The sequence below is a fragment of the Mumia sp. genome (genome assembly GCF_028803055.1).
Lineage (GTDB): Bacteria > Actinomycetota > Actinomycetes > Propionibacteriales > Nocardioidaceae > Mumia.
Map to the genome: position 1 here is coordinate 1 of NZ_JARBCJ010000020.1, position 18,717 is coordinate 18,717.

An 18,717-nucleotide genomic window follows, 5' to 3' on the forward strand; every position below is an offset into this window, starting at 1 on the left:
CTCCGCCGACCCCATCCACCCCGCGCGCATCTACGGGGAGCTCATCCCGCGCCTGGCCGACGACGCGGTCGTCATCGGTGACGGAGGGGATTTCGTGTCCTTCGCCGGCAAGTTCCTCGAGCCGGCACGCCCGGGCTGCTGGCTCGACCCCGGACCGTACGGCTGTCTCGGCGCCGGTCTCGGCGCCGCGATGGCGGCACGGATCGCCCGACCCGACAGCCAGGTCGTCGTGCTCTTCGGCGACGGAGCCGCCGGCATGTCGCTGATCGACGTCGACACGCTCGTACGCCACAACCTGCCGGTCGTCATGGTCGTCGGCAACAACTCGGCATGGGGCCTGGAGAAGGCGCCGATGAAGTTCCTCTACGGCTACGACGTCGCTGCCGACCTCGCTCCGCAGACGCGCTACGACGAGATCGTGACGACCCTCGGCGGTGGTGGCGAGGCGGTCACCGACCCCAAGGAGATCGGTCCCGCACTCGACCGGGCGTTCGCGTCCGGCGTCCCCTACCTCGTCAACGTGATGACCGACGTCGACGCGATCTACCCGCGCAGCACCACCGGGGTCTGAGGTCGCGTACGGGCCACTCGGCCCCACGTGCGACCATGGGAGAAGCACAGTGCGAGGAGGACCCATGGGCAAGACTGGCCGCAAGCGCCGGGCGCGTCGCAAGAAGACCGCGAACCACGGCAAGCGTCCCAACGCTTGATCACACCGAGAGGGCCCCGCACCACACGGTGCGGGGCCCTCTCGTGTGTGGTCTCAGGCGACCGGCCGGCTGAAGCCGACGAGCTGCGTGCCGGGGACCGGCGACCAGTCGAGGTCGGTACGCCGGACGAACCCGTGCTGTCGATAGAGCCGGTGCGCAGCGGTCATCTCCGGCAGCGAGCTGATCACCACCTCGGCGAGGCCCTCCTGGTGTGCACGATCGAGGCACCACGTGATGAGCGCGGTGCCGACACCACGGCCCACGGCACCCGGGTCCACGCCGAGCATCCGGAACTCGCCCTGGTCATGGCGCGTCGCGAGCTCACGCATCGACGAGCCCGACGTGCACCAGGTCACCGAGCCCACGAGTCGTCCGTCGAGCTCGACGACGAGGACGACAGAGTCCGCGGCACGCGTCGCCACGTCGGCGAGCTTGGCGGCGTAGGCGTGGTCCTCCGAGCCGTCGGAGAACCGGAGGTAGCCCTCGCTGCGGTAGGCCGTGACGACGATCTCGCCGGCGCGCGCGTACTCCTCAGGACGGACCGGCCGGACGAGCAGCCGTCCGGCCCCGACCGACGCGGCCGAGGTCACGGGCGGACGCGGGCAAGGAAGCGGTCGGTGTCGACGACGACCCGGCGCACCTCGCCCTCGGCCAGCAGCGTGCCGTCGGCGCTCATGACGACGACCTCGAACGACACCATGCGGCCGTCGACCGCGGTCACCGCGGCGGCGACCGTCACGGTCGCACCGACCGGACTCGCCGCGAGGTGGTCGAGGCGGACCCGGGTCCCGACAGACGTCGATCCGTCCGCGACCGCCGACGCGATCGCCTCGCAGGTGGCTTCCTCGCACCAGGCGAGCGTGCGAGGCGTCGCGAGGACCGGCAACGAGCCGCTCCCGAGGGCGAGCGCCGTGTCGCTGTCACCGACCGTCCGCGACAGCGTGGCGGACATGCCCTTCTCGAGCGCTCTCACGCGCCGGGCTCGACGCCACGGTCGCTCCGCGTGACCGTCACGGTCGTGCGGATGGACGTGAGCACCTTGGCCCGCAGGACCTCGGGGGCCTTCTCGCGGCACGAGCGGGCGACGAGCTCCTTGACGATGCGCTCCACGTCGAACTGAGAGAGGCACGGTGCGCAGTCGGCGATGTGCGCGTGCACGGCGTCCCAGTCGCCCTCGGCCATCTCGTGGTCGAGGAACAGGTAGAGGTTCTCCAGGGCGCTCTGGCAGTCGGGGCCGAGCCTGATGTCGTCACTCATGCTTTGTCACCTGCTGAGACCATGCCGCGCTCCCGTGCGTAGTCGGTGAGCAGCTCGCGGAGCTGCTTGCGTCCACGGTGAAGACGCGACATCACGGTGCCGATCGGCGTCTCCATGATCTCGGCGATCTCCTTGTAGGGGAAGCCCTCGACGTCAGCGAGGTAGACCGCGTAGCGGAAGTCCTCGGGGAGCTGCTGCAGCGCCTGCTTCACGTCGCTGTCGGGAAGGTGCTCGAGGGCTTCCATCTCCGCGGACTTCAGACCGCTCGAGGTGTGCGCGGCCGAGCGGGCGAGCTGCCAGTCCTCGATCTCCTCCGTCATCTGCTGCTGCGGTTGCCGCTGCTTCTTGCGGTAGGAGTTGATGTAGGTGTTGGTGAGGATCCGGTAGAGCCAGGCCTTGAGGTTGGTCCCCGGACGGAACTGGTGGAACGACTGGTACGCCTTGGCGAACGTCTCCTGGACCAGGTCCTCTGCGTCGTGCGGGCTCCGTGTCATCCGCAGCGCGGCGGAGTAGAGCTGGTCGAGGAACGGCAGCGCGTCCTGCTCGAAGCGGGCGGTGCGCGCCTCGGCCGACTCACCGGCCTCGGCCCGGTCCGTCCCCTCGTCAGCGGGCGTCGCGGCTACGTCATTGGGTTCGGTCATCGCGGTCCAGCCTACCCCGGCGATGCCGGCCGGGACCGGGGTGATGACCCCGGCGGGAGCCGGACGGGTCAGAGTCGCGAGCACGCATCCTCCTCGGATCGAGGCGTCCGCCACAGTCGGGCGGCACCGTGTGGGTTCAACACGGGTCCGCCGGGCGTCAGTCCCCGACGGGAGCCGCCCGCCCGACCCGGCGGCGTACGAAGTCGTGCACGCCGTCGACGAGCAGGGCGTCCACCGCAGCCTGGTCGGGGACCGCGCGCTTGCCGACCCTGAGGGAGTGGTCGGCGCCCGGGAGCACCACCATCGAGGTGCCCGCCGGGAACTCCGGCGGCGTCCCGAAGGGGTCGCGCTCACCCTGGACGACCACGGTCGGCAGTCCCGACCCCTCGAGCTCGGCCACCCGGGTGCGCTCAGGCTTCCCGGGCGGGTGCAGGGGGAAGGCGAGCGCCACCACGCCCACCGCACCCAGAGCCCGGGCGCGACGGCACGCCACCCGTGCGCCGGCGCTGCGCCCGCCGATCACGAGCGGGACCCGCGGACGCAGATGGTCGACGAGCGCCGTGAACGACGCGTCGAGCACCGAGGGTGCCGGGGCGATCCGTTTGCCGGCCGTACGCCAGGGCATCTCGACGCGGACGACGCCGATCCCGAGGCGTGGCAGCCCGCGGTTGAGCACCTCGAGATCGTGGCTGTCGATGCCTCCGCCGGCACCGTGGGTGAGGACGAGGGTCGCCCAGGGCCGGTCGGGGCGCCGCGAGACGAGCCGCCCGGGCCCGTGAGGAGTGTCGTACGTGGCCTCGGCCAGGGTCGTCATCAGAGGCCACCGAGCGTCGGCTGCTCGCCCTCCTCGGCTGCGCCGGGCTCGTCCTCGAGGGCGATCGGCTCCACCAGCTGAGGGCCGTTGTTGCGGACGTTGTTGACCTCCCGGGACACCGGGTAGGCCTGCAGCGCCCCGGGTGCGGCGGGGACGAGCAGACGGGCGAGCTCGTCCTTGTCGTCGGTGTCAGGGTCGAGCCAGGTGGCCCAGCGGTCGCGCGGGACGAGCATCGGCGCCCGGTCGTGGATCCGGCCGACGTCGTCGGTGGCGGTCGTCGTGATGATCGTGAAGCTCCACAGCCAGGCGGTGTCGTCGTCCTCCGGCAGCGAGCGGTCCCGCCAGATCTCATAGAGCCCCGCCATGGCGAGCGTGCTCCGGTCGGGCGCATGGATGAAGAAGGGCTGCTTGACCGGTCTGCCCTTGGCGTCGCGCTTCTCGCTCGCGTACCACTCGTAGAAGCCGTCCGCCGGCACCAGCGCGCGCCGCTTCGCGTAGGCCGCGCGGAACGACGGCTTCTCGGCGAGAGTCTCGGCGCGCGCGTTGATCAGGCGGTTGCCGATCGCCCGGTCCTTGGCCCAGCTCGGCACCAGGCCCCAGGTGACCGCCTTGACCAGCCGGTGCTTCGCGGCGGGGTCCTCGCTGGAGCGCCGCTCCAGGATGAGCGGGACGACCTTGGTCGGGGCGACGTTGTAGTCGGGGTCCAGCTCAGGCAGGTCCTCGGCCGGCTCGGCCTCGAACTCGGCGCTGAGGTCGGACGGGGATCGCGTGGTGGCGTATCGACCGCACATGGCACCAGCGTTCCACACGTCGGTGAGGGGCCGCCGAGCGTGCACCGTGAGCCCCGGCGTCCGCCCGCCCCGAGAACGAGCGGACGCCGGAACAGTCAGCCGAGCCCGTCCGCGGACCCCCCGCGGCCGAGCTCGCCCAGCAGGCGGGAGGCCGCCTCGCTGGTCCCCGGGACACCCTCGATCCACACCCGCGTGGGCGGGACGTCGGGTGAGGAGTCGACAAGGCCCCGCAGCGCGCTGTAGCCGCGGGTCGCGTCCCAGCGTCGCACCAGCGCGACGGCTCGGCGCTCGCCGAGCCGTGAGACGGTCTCGTCGCCGTCGAAGCAGGAACGAAGGAGCTCGGCGACGACGATCATCGAGAGCGACCGCAGCAGGCCGCTCTCCGCACCGCCGCTCGGACGCACCTCGACGACCACGAACGCCCACAGGTCGGACGCGCTCGCACCGGCGCGCTCGGCGAGACGATAGGCATCGTCGAGCCGGGTCCGCAGGTGTGCGGGCGAGGTGAGCCCGGTGAGGGGGTCCTCGCAGGAGACGACGTAGCTGTCCTGCGCGGCGGTCTCGGTCCACGCGATGCTCATCGCGCGGACCAGCTCGTACGGAGGGAGCGAGCCCGAGACGCTGCGACTCACGTCCTCGACGTCGCGCAACAGCTCGCTCCAGCCGATCCCCTCCGTGGCTGCGGCCGCCCCGAGCTCGACCGCAACCCCTTCGGGGTCCTCACCACCGCGAAGCACGTCCCGCAGCGCGTCCAGATGACGCCGGGGGACGAGGAACAGAGACTCCGCGGCCAGCCCCCGTATGGCCGGAGGGTGCCACTGGTCCTGCCGACCGGAGCTTGTCGCCGTAGGGCGTGCCATGTCGTCGCGCTTCATGCGAGTGAGACGGGCGCTTCGCCGGTCCATGACGCGGGTTCGACAACTTTTTTGCGCGACACGCCTGCGACACGTCGATCTCGCCTACCGTGGGAGGCGCCATGACAGAGCCCACCGCCGATCCGAGCACGCCGAGCGACGCCGAGCTGATCTCGGCCGTCCGGGCCGGCGACAACGCCGCGTACGGCGTGCTGTTCGAGAGACACCGTGACGCGGCGCGTCGGATGGCCGCTCAGCTGGTCCGCAGCCCCGACGGTGACGACCTCGTGTCCGAGGCCTTCATCAAGGTGCTGGACCAGCTGAGGGCGGGCGCCGGGCCCGACGTCGCCTTCAGGGCGTACCTCCTCACCGCGATCCGCCGGCTCCACATCGACCGCGTGCGCGCCGACCGACGGGTTCAGCCCTCCGACGACCTCGAGAAGTACGACGGCGGCGTCGAGTTCGGCGACACGGCCGTGGCCAGCTTCGAGAGCTCCGCCGCGGCGCAGGCGTTCGTCGCCCTCCCCGAGCGTTGGCAGCTGGTCCTGTGGCACCTCGACGTCGAGGGGGCCAAGCCGGCCGACATCGCCCCGATGCTGGGCATGTCGGCCAACGGCGTCTCGGCGCTGGCCTACCGGGCACGAGAGGGACTGCGGCAGTCCTATCTCCAGGTCCACCTCGCCGACACCGCCGAGGAGAGCTGCCGTGGGACGACCGAGCGCCTCGGTGCCTACGTCAGGCAGGGCCTGGGCAAGCGCGAGACGACCAAGGTCCGTGAGCACCTCGACGGCTGCGCGCGCTGCACCGGTGTCTACCTCGAGCTGGTCGAGGTCAACTCGGGGCTCCGTGGACTGCTGGCTCCGGCGCTATTGGGAGCGGTCGGACTTCGGTACGTCGCCGATCTCCAGGGTCAGGTGGCGGCCGCCGGCGCCGGTGCGGGGGGATCCGCCGCCGGGGGCGCCGGTCACACGAACCCGGGACGCTGGGCCGGGAACACAGCAGGGCGCGCCCGCGACTGGGTGACGGCGGCACCCGCCCATGGGGTGGCCGCGGCCGGGATCACGCTGGGCGTGATCGGCGCCGCGGTCGTGGCCACGATGGCGTTCATGACGCTGGAGAGCCCGGGCGGTCCCACCTCCGACGAGGTGTCCGACGGGCCGTCGCTCTCGCTTCCCGGCCCTACGCGCCCCGGAGACTCCGACCCACGGGTCCGTCCCCAGACGGTCCCCCCGACGGCGGTCATACCCCCGACCCTTCCCGGGTTGGTGCCACCCGGATCCCCGTCGACCATCCCGGGGATCCCGGGTGTCGAGGACCCCGGAGCTCCTGACGCGCCAGACGGACCGGGCGCACCCGACGACCCCGGGCCTGGCGGACCAGGCCCGGACGACCCACGCAACCCGGAGGAGCCGCAACCTCACGACCCCGGGCCCAACGACCCCGGGCCAACACAGCCGGCACCCACCGAGCCTGGGCCCACCGAGCCGACCGAGCCGGCACCGACCCCTCCCGTGGCACCACGAGACCTCGCGCTCACCGACGAGCCGGGCGGGCTCACACTCGCGTGGTCCGCCGTCGCCGGCGCCGACGGGTACGAGGTCTACCGGAGTGTGGGCACGGGCCTGGCGGGTGCGGGCCGCTCCGCAGCGGCGGTGGTGAGCGGCGACCTCGTGTCGGGCCCCGACCCACTCGTCACCACCTCGTTCGTCGACACCGGAGCACCGAACGGCGCCCGTGTGGTCTACGAGGTGGTCGCACTGAACGCCGCCGGGAGGTCGGAGACCGCGACCCTGGGCCCGATCCGGCTGCCCGCCGTCGCGCGCATCTCCGTGCGCCCGATCGGTCTCGGCACCCGCTGCATCGAGGCGACCGGTCGTCCCGGCTCCGCGTCGACGCGCCTCGGGAGCTGTGGCACCGCGACGGTCTGGCGGGTCTGGGACGCCGGCAGCGGTACGGGGTGGTGGACGATCCGCGCGGTCAGCGGGCCTGCGACCGGAGCATGCCTGACCTCGGCGGCGAGGCCCGTCGTCTCGACCGTGACGACGGAGGCCTGCGCCGGCAGCACCCGTCAGCAGTGGGCGTTCGACCCCGGCTCCACGGCGTCGCAGCACGTGTCGGCGAGGGCACGTCCGGGTCAGGTCCTGGACGCCACCACGGCGAGCGCCGGCGGCCCGCTCTTCACGCTGCCGCGCACCACGAGTCCGCGGCTCGATCGCAACCAGCGGTTCAGCGCGCTGCTCGAGGACGTCGCTGCCACGTTCCGCTGAGACCTGGCATCCGTTCCGTGGCGCCCGTCACCGGGAACGGCGTACGGTCACCGGCATGAGCGATGAGACGTACGTGGTCGTGGGTGGCGGGCTGGCAGGCGGGAGCGCGGCGGCGACCTTGCGCGAGGAGGGCTTCGACGGCGCGGTCGTGCTGGTCACCGTCGAGGACAGGCCGCCGTACGAGCGGCCGGTGCTCTCCAAGGGCTACATGCTCGGGTCGGAGAAGGAGTCCTCGGCGTACCTTCATGACTCCGGGTGGTGGAGCGACCACGACATCGACCTCCGGACGGAGACGATGGTGACCGGGGTACGCCTCGAGGACAGGGTGCTCGAGCTCGAGGGCGGCGGCACCCTCCCGTACGACAAGCTCCTCCTCGCGACCGGCTCGTGGCCGCGACGGATCGAGGTGCCCGGCGCCGACCTCGACGGTGTCCTCTACCTGCGCGACATGCCCGAGGCGGAGCGGATCCGGGCGGCCATCGAGGCCGGTGGTCCGCTGGTGATCGTCGGCGCCGGATGGATCGGGCTCGAGATCGCCGCGGCCGCGCGGGCGAACGGCGTCGCCGTGACGGTCGTCGAGACGGCGGCGCTCCCCCTGCGGCGGGTGCTCGGCGACCGCGTGGCCGAGATCTTCGCCTCCCTCCACCGGCACCACGGCGTCGACCTGCGGCTCGGCAGCGGCGTGACGGAGATCCGGGGAGACGGCGGCTCGGTCACGTCGGTCGTGACGAGCGAGGGCGAGGAGGTGCCCGCGGCCGCGGTGGTCGTGGCGATCGGCGCGGCACCGCAGAGCGACTGGGGACAGGCAGCGGGGCTCTCCGGCGACCCCGGTATCGACACTGACCCGTCGCTGCGCACCTCCGACGTCGCGGTGTGGGCCGCAGGCGACATCGCGGCCGTCGACAACCCCCGTCTCGGGCGGCGCGTACGGGTCGAGCACTGGGCGATGGCGCACGACTCCGGTCCGGTGGCGGCGCGGTCGATGCTCGGCCAGGACGTCACCTTCGACAAGCTGCCGTTCTTCTTCACCGACCAGTACGACCTGGGCATGGAGTACGTCGGTCACGTGGAGGACGTCGACGAGACCGAGGTCGTCGTGCGGGGTGACGCCGACCCGGCGGGCCCGTTGGCCTTCCAGGCGTTCTGGCTGCGCGACGGGGTCGTGCAGGCGGCGATGCACGTCAACATGTGGGACGACGGTATCGACCCGCTCGAGGCGCTCGTGGGACGCCGCGTGGACGCGGGACGCCTCGGCGACCGGGGCGTCCCGCTGGCCGACCTCTGAGGTGACGGGCGCCGGTGATGTGTGGCGGTGGGCCGAAGGGGGTAGTAAAGAACCATGACTCTGCTGCGTACCGTCGCCCGTCCGTTGCTCGCCTCGATGTTCGTCTACGGCGGAGCGAGCGCCCTCCGTAACGCCCCGATGATGGCCGAGCACGTGAAGCCGACGACCGACAAGATCGCCGGGTTCGTGCAGTCGGTGGTCCCGGGAGCATCGATCCCGACCGATCCGGAGTCGATGGTGCGCATCAACGGCGCCCTGCACCTCGGCTTCGGCACGGCGCTGGCGCTGGGGCGTTTCCCGCGCCTGTCCGCGGCGGTCCTGGCCGCGACGTTGGTCCCGACCACCCTGGCGGGCCACTCGTTCTGGGACGAGGACGACGCCTCGACGGCGGCCAACCAGAAGATCCACTTCACGAAGAACCTCTCCATGATGGGTGGCCTGCTGATGGCGACCCTCGACCCCGAGCCGCACAAGAAGATCCTGCCCCGGCGCGCGAAGGACCAGGTCGTCAAGGCCGGCGGCCACGTCCAGGACTCGGTCCAGAGCACGGCCAAGCAGGTCAAGAAGTCGCTGCCGCTCTGAGCGTCGCCACGACGTCGTCGCAGTCGTGGTCGGATAGGCTCGGCTGCGATGACGTCACCGCTGTGGACCGCCCCGTTCCGTCTCGATCCCGTCGACGCGACAGTGTCGCTCCCGGGGTCGAAGTCGCAGACCAACCGCGCGCTCGTCCTGTCGGCGCTCGCCGACGGCCCGTCGCGGCTCGCGCGCCCGCTCGTCTCTCGTGACACGACGCTGATGGCCGAGGCGCTGCGGCTCCTGGGCGTGGGCGTCGCCGAGGACGGCGACGCCTGGGTCGTGACGCCGGCCGCGTGGGGCACGCCGCTCGGTGTGGTGCACATCGACGTCGGTCTCGCGGGGACCGTCATGCGCTTCGTGCCCCCGGTGGCCGCGCTGGCCGACGGCGAGGTGACGTTCGACGGCGACGTCCGGGCGCGTGAACGCCCCATGGCGACCACCGTCAGCAGCCTCCGCGCGCTGGGTGTCACGGTCGTCGACCGCGGCGACGGGCGGCTCCCGTTGGCGGTGCGCGGCGACGGGCACGTACGCGGTGGCGCGGTGACCATCGACGCGTCGGCGTCGAGCCAGTTCCTCTCCGCGCTGCTGCTCGCGGGCGCCCGCTACGCCGAGGGCGTGGACGTACGCCACGAAGGCCCGCCGGTCCCCTCCGCGACCCACGTGGAGATGACGCTCACCGAGCTCAGGCGCCGTGGCGTGACGGTGGAGGCGAGCACCGACCGCTGGACCGTGGAGCCCGGCCCCATCGCCGCGTACGACACCGCGATCGAGCCCGACCTCTCCAACGCCGGTGCGTTCGTCGCCGGTGCCCTGGTCACCGGGGGGCGGGTCCGGGTCACCGGATGGCCCCGCGCGACCGACCAGGCTGGAGACCGGTGGCGCTCGATCGCCGAGGCGTTCGGGGCCGAGGTCTCGTTCGACGGCGACGACCTCGTCGTGACCGCTCCCCGCACCCTCGACGGTGTGACGCTCGACCTCCGCGACGAGGGCGAGCTCGCCCCGGTGGTCGCCGCCGTCGCCGCACTCGCCTCGGGGCCGTCGACCTTGACCGGGATCGGTCACCTCCGCGGCCACGAGACCGACCGTCTCGCCGCGCTCGCCGCCGAGATCAGCCGACTCGGTGGCGAGGTCGAGGAAGGCACCGACCAGCTGACGATCCGTCCGCGCCCCCTGCACGGCGCCACGCTCCGGACGTACGCCGACCACCGGATGGCACACGCGGCGGCCGTGCTCGGGCTCGCGGTCAAGGACGTCCGTGTCGAGGACGTCGCGACGACCGCCAAGACCTACCCGGGCTTCGCGCAGGACTGGGAGCGGTTCGCGTCGTGACGCAGCGCTACGACGAGGACCGTCCGCACGAGCAGTTCGACCGCCCGCGCCGGCACACGCGTCCACGGACGAAGGAGCGCCCGAGCTACGACGACGCCGAGACCGGCTGGGTCGTCGGCATCGACCGCGGGCGCTACGGCCTGCTCGTCGGCGACGACGACCGCGTCGTGACGGCGATGAAGTCCCGGTCGCTCGGTCGCAAGGCGGTCGTGGTGGGCGACCGGGTCCGGATCGTCGGGGACACCTCGGGAACCCACGACACCCTCGCCCGCATCGTCGAGGTCGAGGACAGGACGACGGTGCTCCGCCGTACGGCCGACGACAACGACCCGATCGAGCGCGTCATCGTCGCGAACGCCGACCAGATGGTCATCGTCACCGCGCTCGCCGATCCTCCACCTCGACCTCGCCTCATCGAACGCTGCCTCGTCGCGGCGTTCGACGCGGGGATGCGCCCTCTGGTGTGCCTCACGAAGTCCGACCTCGGCGATCCGGACCCCCTGGTCGCGATGCTCGTCCCGCTCGAGGTCGACGTCGTCGTCACGCACCGAGGTGGTGACCTGGAGATGCTGCGCGAGCGGCTGCGCGGGCGGACCAGCGTGCTCGTCGGCCACTCCGGCGTCGGCAAGTCGACGCTCGTCAACGCGCTCGTCCCTGACGCCGAGCTGGCGACAGGCGACGTGAACGCCGTCAGCCGTCGCGGTCGGCACACCTCGACCTCGACCCACGTGCTTCCGCTGCCGTTCGGTGGCTGGATCGTCGACACCCCGGGGATCCGGAGCTTCGGGCTGGCCCACGTCTCGATCGACCGGCTGCTCGCTGCGTTCCCCGACCTGTCCGACGTCACCGAGGAGTGTCCACGCGGCTGCCAGCACACCGTGGACGACCCTGAGTGCGCCCTCGACGTCGCGGTCTCCGAGGGCCGCCTCGACGCGGCGCGGGTCGACTCCTTCCGCCGACTCGTGGTCAGCCGTGAGGACGCCGACTGACGTGGTCCGCGTGTGCGGCGGCGGCACCGATCAGGGAGTCAGGCACTCCTCGAGCGACGCCGTCTCGCCTGCCGCGACGCCGGTGGCGCACCACACCGCACGCGAGCCCCGGTCACCGGTCTCGTAGGTGATCCACGCGGCCGTGACCCCGGAGACGGCCAGCAGGACGGCGACCAGGGTCGAGGCCAGACCGGCCGTCCTGGTCGCGACGATCGCCGCGAGCACGGCCAGGACGGCGAGCACGATCGCGGCGTAGAGCAGACGGTTGCCCCACGTCTGGTGGACGTCGATGGCGTCCGCGATCTCGCCGCCCAGCTCGAGTCGATCCTTGAGCTGCTCCCCCGACCGGACGGTCGCGTACGTCCCAGCGGCGGAGATCACGGCCAGCACGGCGACGGGCCAGCGCAACGCCCACCGCCACCGCGGCACCAGGAACGCGAGCGTCAGGAGCGCGGTGACCGGGATCAGCACGATCGGCGCGTGAAGGAAGAGCGGGTGGAGCGGAACTCCGTCGATGAAACCGAACATGGCTGCCTCCCAGGACGGTGTCCATCGTAGGGGTGCGTACCTCTACTGTGGGCCCATGGCGCACTCCCACCACGACGATCTCCGGCTCTGCCACGTGCTCGCCGACAACGCCGATGCGATCTCGATGGAGAAGTTCAGGGCCGCCGACCTCGTGGTGACGACCAAGCCGGACACCACCTGGGTGACCGAGGCGGACCAGGCCGTCGAGCGGACGATCCGGCGTACGCTGCGCAGCGCGCGCACCCGCGACACCGTGCTCGGCGAGGAGTCGGGCGAGCAGGTCGGCACCGTCGAGGACGCCCCGCGGCGCTGGATCATCGACCCGATCGACGGGACCTCCAACTACGTGCGAGGCGTGCCGGTGTGGGCGACCCTGATCGCGCTGGCGGTCGAGGACGAGGTCGTCGCCTCGTGCGTCTCCGCTCCCGCGCTCGGTCGACGCTGGTGGGCCTCGAAGGGCGGAGGCGCCTACACCGGCAAGTCGCTCATGTCGGCGACCCGCCTCCAGGTGTCGAAGATCGATCGGATCGACGACGCGTCCCTGGCCTACGCGTCGCTCGGGGGCTGGGAGGACATCGGCAAGCTCGAGAGCTTTCTCGCGCTCACCCGGCGCTGCTGGCGCACCCGCGGCTACGGCGACTTCTGGTCCTACATGCTGCTGGCCGAGGGCGCTGTCGACATCGCCGCCGAGCCGGAGCTGGCGCTCTGGGACATGGCCGCGCTCGACCCCATCGTCCGCGAGGCGGGTGGCACCTTCACGGCGCTCAACGGCCAGCCCGGCCCGTGGCACGGCAACGCGCTCGCAACCAACACCCTGCTGCACGACGCGGCGATGGCCTACCTGGGCTACTTCCCCGACCCGGTCCCGCATGACGAGCCCGGAGACAGCGACGAGCACGAGGGTGCCCAGCGAGCCACCGCACCGACCAACGTCACGAACCTGGCGGCCCGTCGCCGCTCGGACTCCTGATCCACGCATCCCCGCCCTGCCGGCCTCGGTAGGATCAGCGTCATGTCCACGCCGACGCCGCCGTACCCCTCTGTGCCGGGCGGGCCGTCCGGATCCGGGCAACCGGCGTACGGACAGCAACCCCCGTACGGACAGCCGCCGTACGGACAGCCCTCGCCGTATGGACAGGCACCGTACGGACAGGCACCGTACGGACAGCAACCCCCGTACGGCCCGCCCGGCTACGACCCGTACGCCCAGGGCCTGCCGCAGGCGAGCTTCCCCATCCCGCGAGATCCCGACGCACGCCCGGCCACCGTGACGATCGCCGGCTGGATCACGATCGTGACCGCGACGCTGGCCGTTCTCGGGTGGATCGCCATCGTGCTGGCCATCGACCCGCTCCTGGACGAGATCGCCAAGCGCCCCGACGACTTCGACCAGACCGGGTCCGACATCGCGACGATCGCCGACAGCATGTCCGTGATCTATACGACGGCTGCCGCCTTCATCGTCGCCTCGCTGGCCGCGGCGGCGCTTGCCGTCCTCACGTTGCGACGCGTCGGATGGGCCCGGATCGCCCTCGTCGTCCTCTCGGGTCTGACGATCGCCGTCGGGATGCTGATGATCATGGCGCTCGTCTCGCTCCTGTGGGTCGTGGCGGGTGTCGCGGTGGTGGTGCTGCTCTTCACCGGCGGCGCCAATGAGTGGTTCTCCAGGACCGGCTCGGAGTGGGACGCTTCAAGGAGCGGCTACGGCACCGGGTACGACGCCTACGGCAACTCCAGCAGCTCCTACCAGCGGCCCGGACCGCCTCAGGGCTGGTGACCGCGAGTCGGATCGCGCTAGGTTGACCCCATCGTCCACGCCTGGGGGGATCAACGATGAAGGTCAGCGACGTCATCACGTCCAAGGGGAGCACCGAGGTCTTCACGATCGCGCCTGACGCGCCGATCTCCGACCTCCTCGACGAGCTCGCCGAGCACAACATCGGTGCGCTCGTCGTCTGCGAGGACGAGCGCCGCCTGGTGGGGATCGTCTCCGAGCGCGACGTGGTCCGCAAGCTCCGTGGCATCAGCGACCCGACGTCGCAGCCCGTGTCGTCGATCATGACGACCGACGTCCACACCTGCGCGCCCGAGGACTCCATCACCGCGATGCTGGAGACCATGACGAACCTGCGCATCCGGCACGTCCCGGTGATCAGCGAGGACGGCGACCTCGTCGCGCTGCTGTCGATCGGTGACGCCGTGAAGTACCGGATGCAACAGCTGAAGTTCGAGCGCGACCAGCTCAACCAGTACGTCGCCTCCGCACGCTGACCTGGAGTGCCGACGACCCGCGTGACCCGCCTGGCCGGCAAGCAGCGCCACGACCGGGCCGCGCTCGACCGACTTCTCGACTCGTCACGGATCTGCCACGTCGCCGTCGACGTCGACGGATTTCCCACGGTGTTCCCGACCGCGTTCGCACGCGACGGTGACGTGCTGCTCATCCACGGGTCGACCGGCTCACCCTGGATGCGCCGGCTCGCCCGGGGTGCCCCGATCTCCGTGGCGGTGACGGCCCTCGACGGCATCGTGGTCGCCCGTTCGGCGTTCGAGTCGTCCTTGCACTACCGCAGCGCGATGCTGTTCGGCGCCGCGTCGCCGCTCACGGGGGACGCGCAGGCACGTGCTCTGGACCTGCTGACCGAAGCCCTGGTCCCCGGTCGCCTCTCGGAGGTCCGGCGCCCGACGTCACGCGAGACCGCGGCGACCCTGGTGCTCGGGCTGCCGATCGAGCACTGGTCGCTCAAGGTGTCCGACGGCTGGCCCGAGGATGACCCCGATGACGTGGCCGGACCGGCCTGGGCGGGCGTGGTCCCGCTCACCGAGGCTGCGGGCAGCCCGCTGCCCGCTCCCGACCTCCGACGCGGTGTCGTCGTGCCTTCGTCGGTGAGGCGGCTGACGTCGCCCGACGGCAACGCGCAGCCGTCGGCGCGTCAGCCGTCGAAGTAGGACTCCATCAGACGCTGCGCCCACTCCGGCTGCTCGACGTGCTCGGGGAGGAACGCCGGCATCGCCGGCTTGATGTCGAGCACCGGTGTCCCGTCGACCGCGTCGAGTCCTCGCACGGTCAACCGCCGGCCCTCGACGGCGACGATCTCGCACGCCGAGTGTCCGAGCCTGTTGGGGCGGACCGGGCCACGGTCGGCGAAGATGCCGATCGCCGGCATGTCGCGGCGCCCGAGCGGACGCTGCGGCTCACGGTAGTCGGCGCGCTCTTCGACCTCGTCGAAGACGAAGACGAGCTCCACGTGGGAGAACCCGTCCAGACCCTCGAACGGGCGTTCCCCAAACCTCTCGTCGACCTCGACCACGCTGTCGACATCACCCCAGCCGCGGTCACCGGACGGGTCCTCGGCGGGGCCGTGCACGACGCCCACCGGCGTCATCGGGAAGGTGGTCACTGCGCTCCTCTCGTCCTTTCTCTCAGGCGTGCGGGAAGTCGCTCCCGTCGTACGCACGCCGCTCGACGAGCACCAGCCAGTTGCCGGAGCTGTCGCGCATCACCGCCTCCACGCCGTACGGGCGCTCCGAGGGCGGCTGGACGAACGTGACCCCGCGGGCGGTGAGGTCCTCGTACGTCTTCTGGCAGTCGTCGACGGTCAGCCCGATCCCGCTCATCGTCCCGTTGTCGAGGGCTCTCGCGACCGCATCGGCCACCCCCGGGTCGAGGGGTGGGCCGGGCACCATCAGCGTGACCTCGAGCTCGGGCTGCGAGGGGTGACCGATGGTGAGCCACCGGAACCCGTCGCCGAGGCGCTGGTCGGTGCGCGTCTCGAAGCCGAGCAGGTCGACGTAGAAGTCTCGGGCAGAGTCCTGGTCGGTGACCCAGACGGTCACCAGCGAGATGTTTGTGATCATGACGTGACGCTACGACGGTCACCGGCCGAGGCGCTTCTCCGATGTTGCGCCGTGCTGGCGACATCGCTCGGCCCGCGCATGAAGACCCAGCACCCGGGGATGTGCGGAGCCCCGTCGGCGAAGCGTCGCTGGTAGTCCGACGGCGAGACGCCGACCAGCGTCGTGAAGGTCCGGCTGAACGTGCCGAGGCTGCTGTATCCGACGTGGTGACAGATCTCGGTGACGGTCAGGTTGGTGGCTCGGAGCAGGTCCTGTGCGCGCTCGATGCGGCGCTGTCGCAGGTAGGCTCCCGGCGTCACACCGTAGGCGGCGGCGAACGCCCGCAGGAAGTGGTGCTTCGACAGTCCGGCGGCACGGGCGAGAGCACCGAGGTCCAGCGGCTCGGCGTAGCACCGGTCCGCCAGGTCGCGAGCGCGCCGCAGGTGGACGAGGAGGTCCCGCGGGACCTCGGTGACGGTGGGCGCCGTCACCCCTGCTGCTCCTCGGTGCGGTCCCCGCCCCAGCGTGTGTGGAAGGTGCCCGGCTTGTCGACGCGACGATACGTGTGGGCACCGAAGTCGTCGCGGAGCCCCTGGATCAGGGCGGCGGGCAGGCGCTCGGCCCGCAGGGCGTCGAAGTAGGCGAGCGACGAGGCGAACGCCGGCGCCGGGATGCCCGCGTGCGCCGCGATCCCGACGACCCGCCGCCACGACTCGAGCCCCTCCTGGACGGCGTCGACGAAGTAGGGCGCGACCAGCAGCGTGGGCAGGTCCGGGTCGGCGTCGTACGCCTCACGGATGCGGTCGAGGAAGCGTGCGCGGATGATGCAGCCACCCCGCCAGATCGTCGCCATCGCGCCCGGGTCTACGCCCCACTCGTAGTGCTTGCTGCCGGCCTGGATCTCGTCGAACCCCTGGGCGTAGGCCACCACCTTGGACGCATAGAGCGCACGACGGACGTCCTCGACGAACGCGTCCACGTCGTCCGGTCGCCACGCCGTGTCGGCGTGCCCGTCCGGATAGGCCGCACGCGCGGGCTCACGCTGCTCTGCGTGGCCCGAGACCGAGCGCGCGAACGTCGCCTCGGCGATCCCGGTCACCGGCACCCCGAGGTCGAGTGCGGTCTGGACGGTCCAGCGTCCGGTGCCCTTCTGCTCGGCCTCGTCGAGCACCACGTCGACGAACGGGCGTCCGGTCTCGGCGTCGGTGTGGCCGAGGACGTCTGCCGTGATCTCGATGAGGTACGACTCGAGGTCACCACCGTTCCACTCCCGGAAGATGTCCGCGATCTGGGCGGGCTCTGCACCCAGCCCGTGCCGCAGAAGGTCGTAGGCCTCTGCGATCAGCTGCATGTCGGCGTACTCGATGCCGTTGTGCACCATCTTGACGAAGTGCCCCGCGCCGTCGGGTCCGACGTGGGTGCAGCATGGCGTGCCGTCGACCTGGGCCGCGATCGCCTCGAACATCGGCCCGAGCGTCTCGTACGACTCCGCGGACCCGCCGGGCATGATGCTCGGTCCGTTGAGCGCCCCCTCCTCGCCGCCGGAGACGCCCGCACCCACGAAGTGCAGACCCTTCTCCCGCAGTGCTGCCTCCCGACGTCGCGTGTCGGCGAAGTGCGCGTTGCCGCAGTCGATGACGATGTCCCCCTCGTCGAGCAGCTGGACCAGCTCCTCGATCACGGCGTCGGTCGGCTCTCCCGCCTTGACCATCACGATGATCGGACGCGGGCGCTCGATCGAGGCGACGAAGTCACGCATCGACTCCGACGGGACGAAGGTGCCTTCGTCGCCGTGCTCGTCGACGAGGCTCTGGGTCCGCGCGTACGTGCGGTTGTGCAGCGCGACCGGATTGCCGTGCCGCGCCAGGTTGCGAGCGAGGTTGCGTCCCATCACGGCGAGTCCGGTGACGCCGATGCGGGCCTTCGGGGTGTCGTTCACGTCGTCCTCCTGATCTGTTGAGCGGTCAGGCACGCTGCGATGCGGCGGCGACCGGCTCGAGCTGAGAGAGCCTGAGCGGGTGTCGCAGCGGGCCGAAGGGAGAGGTGCGGGTCGTGACCAGGTCGCTGTCCACGTGCAGGAGCTCTCCTGGCTCCAGAGCGGTCCATCCCGCCTCCGCGTCCATCTGCTCAGAGGCGACGACCACGGTCCGCTCGCCGGTGACGCCGTCGGGCTCGACCTGGGCTCGAATGCGGTCGCTGGAGCGATCCCAGCCATCGCCGACCTGGCGCTCGGTGTGCTCGAGGAACCACAGCGCGTGCACCTCGGGGTAGCGCAGCGCCCACAGGTCGGTTGCGGTCGTGAGCACCAGATTGAGCGCGAGCACCGGCACGTTGTCGGCGATCCAGGCGATCGCCGTACGCAGGGCCGCCTCGATGTCCCCGCCGTTGCGTCGCGCGACCGCCGTGATCAGCGCGAACACGCGCTCGCTGTCGGTCTGTCCCCCCACGAGCCCGCCGGCGTCGAGCTCGTCCAGACGTGCGTCGAGCGCGTCGAGGCCACCCACCACACCGTTGTGGGCGAACAGGCGGCCGTCGAGCTCGAAGGGGTGGGTGTTGGCGACGGTGTGGGCGCCCGTGCTCGCATACCGGACGTGCGCCACGAAGGTCGTGCCGCGAAGCGTCTGAGCGTCCCGCGCGAAGTCGGTGTCGTCCCACGCGTCGATCGGCTGCTTGTCGAGCGTCGCGCTCCCGTCCGCCGCAAAGACCCCGATGCCCGTGCCGTCCGGGTTGCGCCGACCCTGGGCGCGCAGGCTGTCGGGCGCGTCGAGCAGCCAGAACGTCGCGGTCGTCGGCTGACGCCCGCAGTGCAGACCGAACAAGCGGCACATGCTGGTCAGCC

The 18,717-nt window shown here is 71.6% G+C and carries 23 protein-coding genes; 10 read left to right on the forward strand and 13 right to left on the reverse strand.

Annotation, left to right across the window (positions count from 1 at the left end):
- A partial coding sequence (locus PV363_RS03635) for a thiamine pyrophosphate-dependent enzyme (protein WP_301021699.1) occupies positions 1 to 571 on the forward strand: 571 nt, incomplete at its 5' end.
- 192 nt (positions 572 to 763) lie between these two features.
- Here the strand turns inward: PV363_RS03635 and PV363_RS03640 are convergent.
- From PV363_RS03640 to PV363_RS03670, 7 genes are all read right to left on the reverse strand, one after another.
- On the reverse strand, positions 764 to 1,300 hold the full coding sequence (locus PV363_RS03640) for a GNAT family N-acetyltransferase (protein WP_220365949.1): 537 nt from the start codon (positions 1,298 to 1,300) through the stop codon (positions 764 to 766).
- Positions 1,297 to 1,683: a hotdog domain-containing protein gene (locus tag PV363_RS03645; RefSeq protein WP_301021700.1), complete on the reverse strand. Its 387-nt coding sequence runs from the start codon at positions 1,681 to 1,683 to the stop codon at positions 1,297 to 1,299. The genes PV363_RS03640 and PV363_RS03645 overlap by 4 nt, the downstream gene beginning before the upstream one ends.
- A complete protein-coding gene (gene rsrA, locus PV363_RS03650; RefSeq protein WP_220346486.1) occupies positions 1,680 to 1,967 on the reverse strand; it encodes a mycothiol system anti-sigma-R factor in 288 nt (95 codons plus the stop codon). Before rsrA ends, PV363_RS03645 begins: the two co-directional genes overlap by 4 nt.
- The gene (locus PV363_RS03655) at positions 1,964 to 2,692 is read right to left on the reverse strand and encodes a sigma-70 family RNA polymerase sigma factor (RefSeq protein ID WP_301021701.1); all 729 of its coding nucleotides are present in this window, start codon (positions 2,690 to 2,692) and stop codon (positions 1,964 to 1,966) included. The genes rsrA and PV363_RS03655 overlap by 4 nt, the downstream gene beginning before the upstream one ends.
- A gap of 73 nt (positions 2,693 to 2,765) precedes the next feature.
- Positions 2,766 to 3,422, reverse strand: coding sequence for an alpha/beta family hydrolase (locus PV363_RS03660; protein WP_301021702.1), 657 nt, complete (start codon positions 3,420 to 3,422; stop codon positions 2,766 to 2,768).
- A complete protein-coding gene (locus PV363_RS03665) occupies positions 3,422 to 4,213 on the reverse strand; it encodes an SOS response-associated peptidase (RefSeq protein WP_220344033.1) in 792 nt (263 codons plus the stop codon). The genes PV363_RS03660 and PV363_RS03665 overlap by 1 nt, the downstream gene beginning before the upstream one ends.
- Before the next feature lie 95 nt (positions 4,214 to 4,308).
- Positions 4,309 to 5,073 carry a hypothetical protein gene (locus tag PV363_RS03670; protein WP_220344032.1) on the reverse strand — a complete coding sequence of 255 codons (765 nt, stop codon included), beginning with the start codon at positions 5,071 to 5,073 and terminating at the stop codon, positions 4,309 to 4,311.
- A gap of 116 nt (positions 5,074 to 5,189) precedes the next feature.
- Between PV363_RS03670 and PV363_RS03675 the strand changes: the two genes are divergently transcribed.
- Genes PV363_RS03675 through rsgA form a run of 5 tightly spaced genes read left to right on the forward strand, consistent with a single transcriptional unit; the run spans position 5,190 to position 11,513 of the window.
- On the forward strand, positions 5,190 to 7,334 hold the full coding sequence (locus tag PV363_RS03675) for a sigma-70 family RNA polymerase sigma factor (RefSeq protein WP_301021703.1): 2,145 nt from the start codon (positions 5,190 to 5,192) through the stop codon (positions 7,332 to 7,334).
- Between the two features lie 55 nt (positions 7,335 to 7,389).
- Positions 7,390 to 8,619 (forward strand): FAD-dependent oxidoreductase, encoded by a 1,230-nt coding sequence (locus tag PV363_RS03680; protein WP_301021704.1) that lies wholly within the window; start codon positions 7,390 to 7,392, stop codon positions 8,617 to 8,619.
- 54 nt (positions 8,620 to 8,673) lie between these two features.
- Positions 8,674 to 9,201, forward strand: coding sequence for a DoxX family protein (locus PV363_RS03685; RefSeq protein WP_220346480.1), 528 nt, complete (start codon positions 8,674 to 8,676; stop codon positions 9,199 to 9,201).
- Between the two features lie 48 nt (positions 9,202 to 9,249).
- Positions 9,250 to 10,524, forward strand: coding sequence for a 3-phosphoshikimate 1-carboxyvinyltransferase (gene aroA, locus PV363_RS03690; RefSeq protein ID WP_301021705.1), 1,275 nt, complete (start codon positions 9,250 to 9,252; stop codon positions 10,522 to 10,524).
- On the forward strand, positions 10,521 to 11,513 hold the full coding sequence (gene rsgA / locus PV363_RS03695) for a ribosome small subunit-dependent GTPase A (protein WP_301021706.1): 993 nt from the start codon (positions 10,521 to 10,523) through the stop codon (positions 11,511 to 11,513). The genes aroA and rsgA overlap by 4 nt, the downstream gene beginning before the upstream one ends.
- A gap of 30 nt (positions 11,514 to 11,543) precedes the next feature.
- Here the strand turns inward: rsgA and PV363_RS03700 are convergent, their stop codons facing one another.
- Complete coding sequence (locus tag PV363_RS03700) at positions 11,544 to 12,041, reverse strand: DUF2231 domain-containing protein (RefSeq protein ID WP_220346478.1); 498 nt, start codon at positions 12,039 to 12,041, stop codon at positions 11,544 to 11,546.
- Positions 12,042 to 12,096: 55 nt separating this feature from the next.
- Between PV363_RS03700 and PV363_RS03705 the strand changes: the two genes are divergently transcribed.
- Genes PV363_RS03705 through PV363_RS03720 form a run of 4 tightly spaced genes read left to right on the forward strand, consistent with a single transcriptional unit; the run spans position 12,097 to position 14,990 of the window.
- Positions 12,097 to 13,011, forward strand: a complete 915-nt coding sequence (locus PV363_RS03705) for an inositol monophosphatase family protein (protein ID WP_220346477.1) — start codon at positions 12,097 to 12,099, stop codon at positions 13,009 to 13,011.
- A gap of 42 nt (positions 13,012 to 13,053) precedes the next feature.
- Entirely contained in the window at positions 13,054 to 13,818 is a 765-nt protein-coding gene (locus tag PV363_RS03710; protein WP_301021707.1) for a hypothetical protein, read from the forward strand.
- 56 nt (positions 13,819 to 13,874) lie between these two features.
- Positions 13,875 to 14,312: a CBS domain-containing protein gene (locus PV363_RS03715; RefSeq protein WP_220344023.1), complete on the forward strand. Its 438-nt coding sequence runs from the start codon at positions 13,875 to 13,877 to the stop codon at positions 14,310 to 14,312.
- Positions 14,313 to 14,318: 6 nt separating this feature from the next.
- Positions 14,319 to 14,990, forward strand: a complete 672-nt coding sequence (locus PV363_RS03720; RefSeq protein WP_301021708.1) for a pyridoxamine 5'-phosphate oxidase family protein — start codon at positions 14,319 to 14,321, stop codon at positions 14,988 to 14,990.
- Here PV363_RS03720 and PV363_RS03725 read toward each other — a convergent pair.
- Genes PV363_RS03725 through PV363_RS03745 form a run of 5 tightly spaced genes read right to left on the reverse strand, consistent with a single transcriptional unit; the run spans position 14,975 to position 18,706 of the window.
- A complete protein-coding gene (locus PV363_RS03725; RefSeq protein WP_220344021.1) occupies positions 14,975 to 15,442 on the reverse strand; it encodes an SAM-dependent methyltransferase in 468 nt (155 codons plus the stop codon). The two genes, PV363_RS03720 and PV363_RS03725, sit on opposite strands and share 16 nt — an antisense overlap.
- A 22-nt stretch (positions 15,443 to 15,464) precedes the next feature.
- Positions 15,465 to 15,899 (reverse strand): VOC family protein, encoded by a 435-nt coding sequence (locus PV363_RS03730; protein ID WP_220344020.1) that lies wholly within the window; start codon positions 15,897 to 15,899, stop codon positions 15,465 to 15,467.
- Complete coding sequence (locus PV363_RS03735; RefSeq protein WP_220346473.1) at positions 15,896 to 16,369, reverse strand: AraC family transcriptional regulator; 474 nt, start codon at positions 16,367 to 16,369, stop codon at positions 15,896 to 15,898. The genes PV363_RS03730 and PV363_RS03735 overlap by 4 nt, the downstream gene beginning before the upstream one ends.
- Positions 16,366 to 17,817: an NADP-dependent phosphogluconate dehydrogenase gene (gndA, locus tag PV363_RS03740; RefSeq protein WP_220344018.1), complete on the reverse strand. Its 1,452-nt coding sequence runs from the start codon at positions 17,815 to 17,817 to the stop codon at positions 16,366 to 16,368. The genes PV363_RS03735 and gndA overlap by 4 nt, the downstream gene beginning before the upstream one ends.
- Before the next feature lie 25 nt (positions 17,818 to 17,842).
- Positions 17,843 to 18,706, reverse strand: a complete 864-nt coding sequence (locus PV363_RS03745) for a class II glutamine amidotransferase (protein WP_220344017.1) — start codon at positions 18,704 to 18,706, stop codon at positions 17,843 to 17,845.
- Positions 18,707 to 18,717 lie beyond the last annotated feature (11 nt).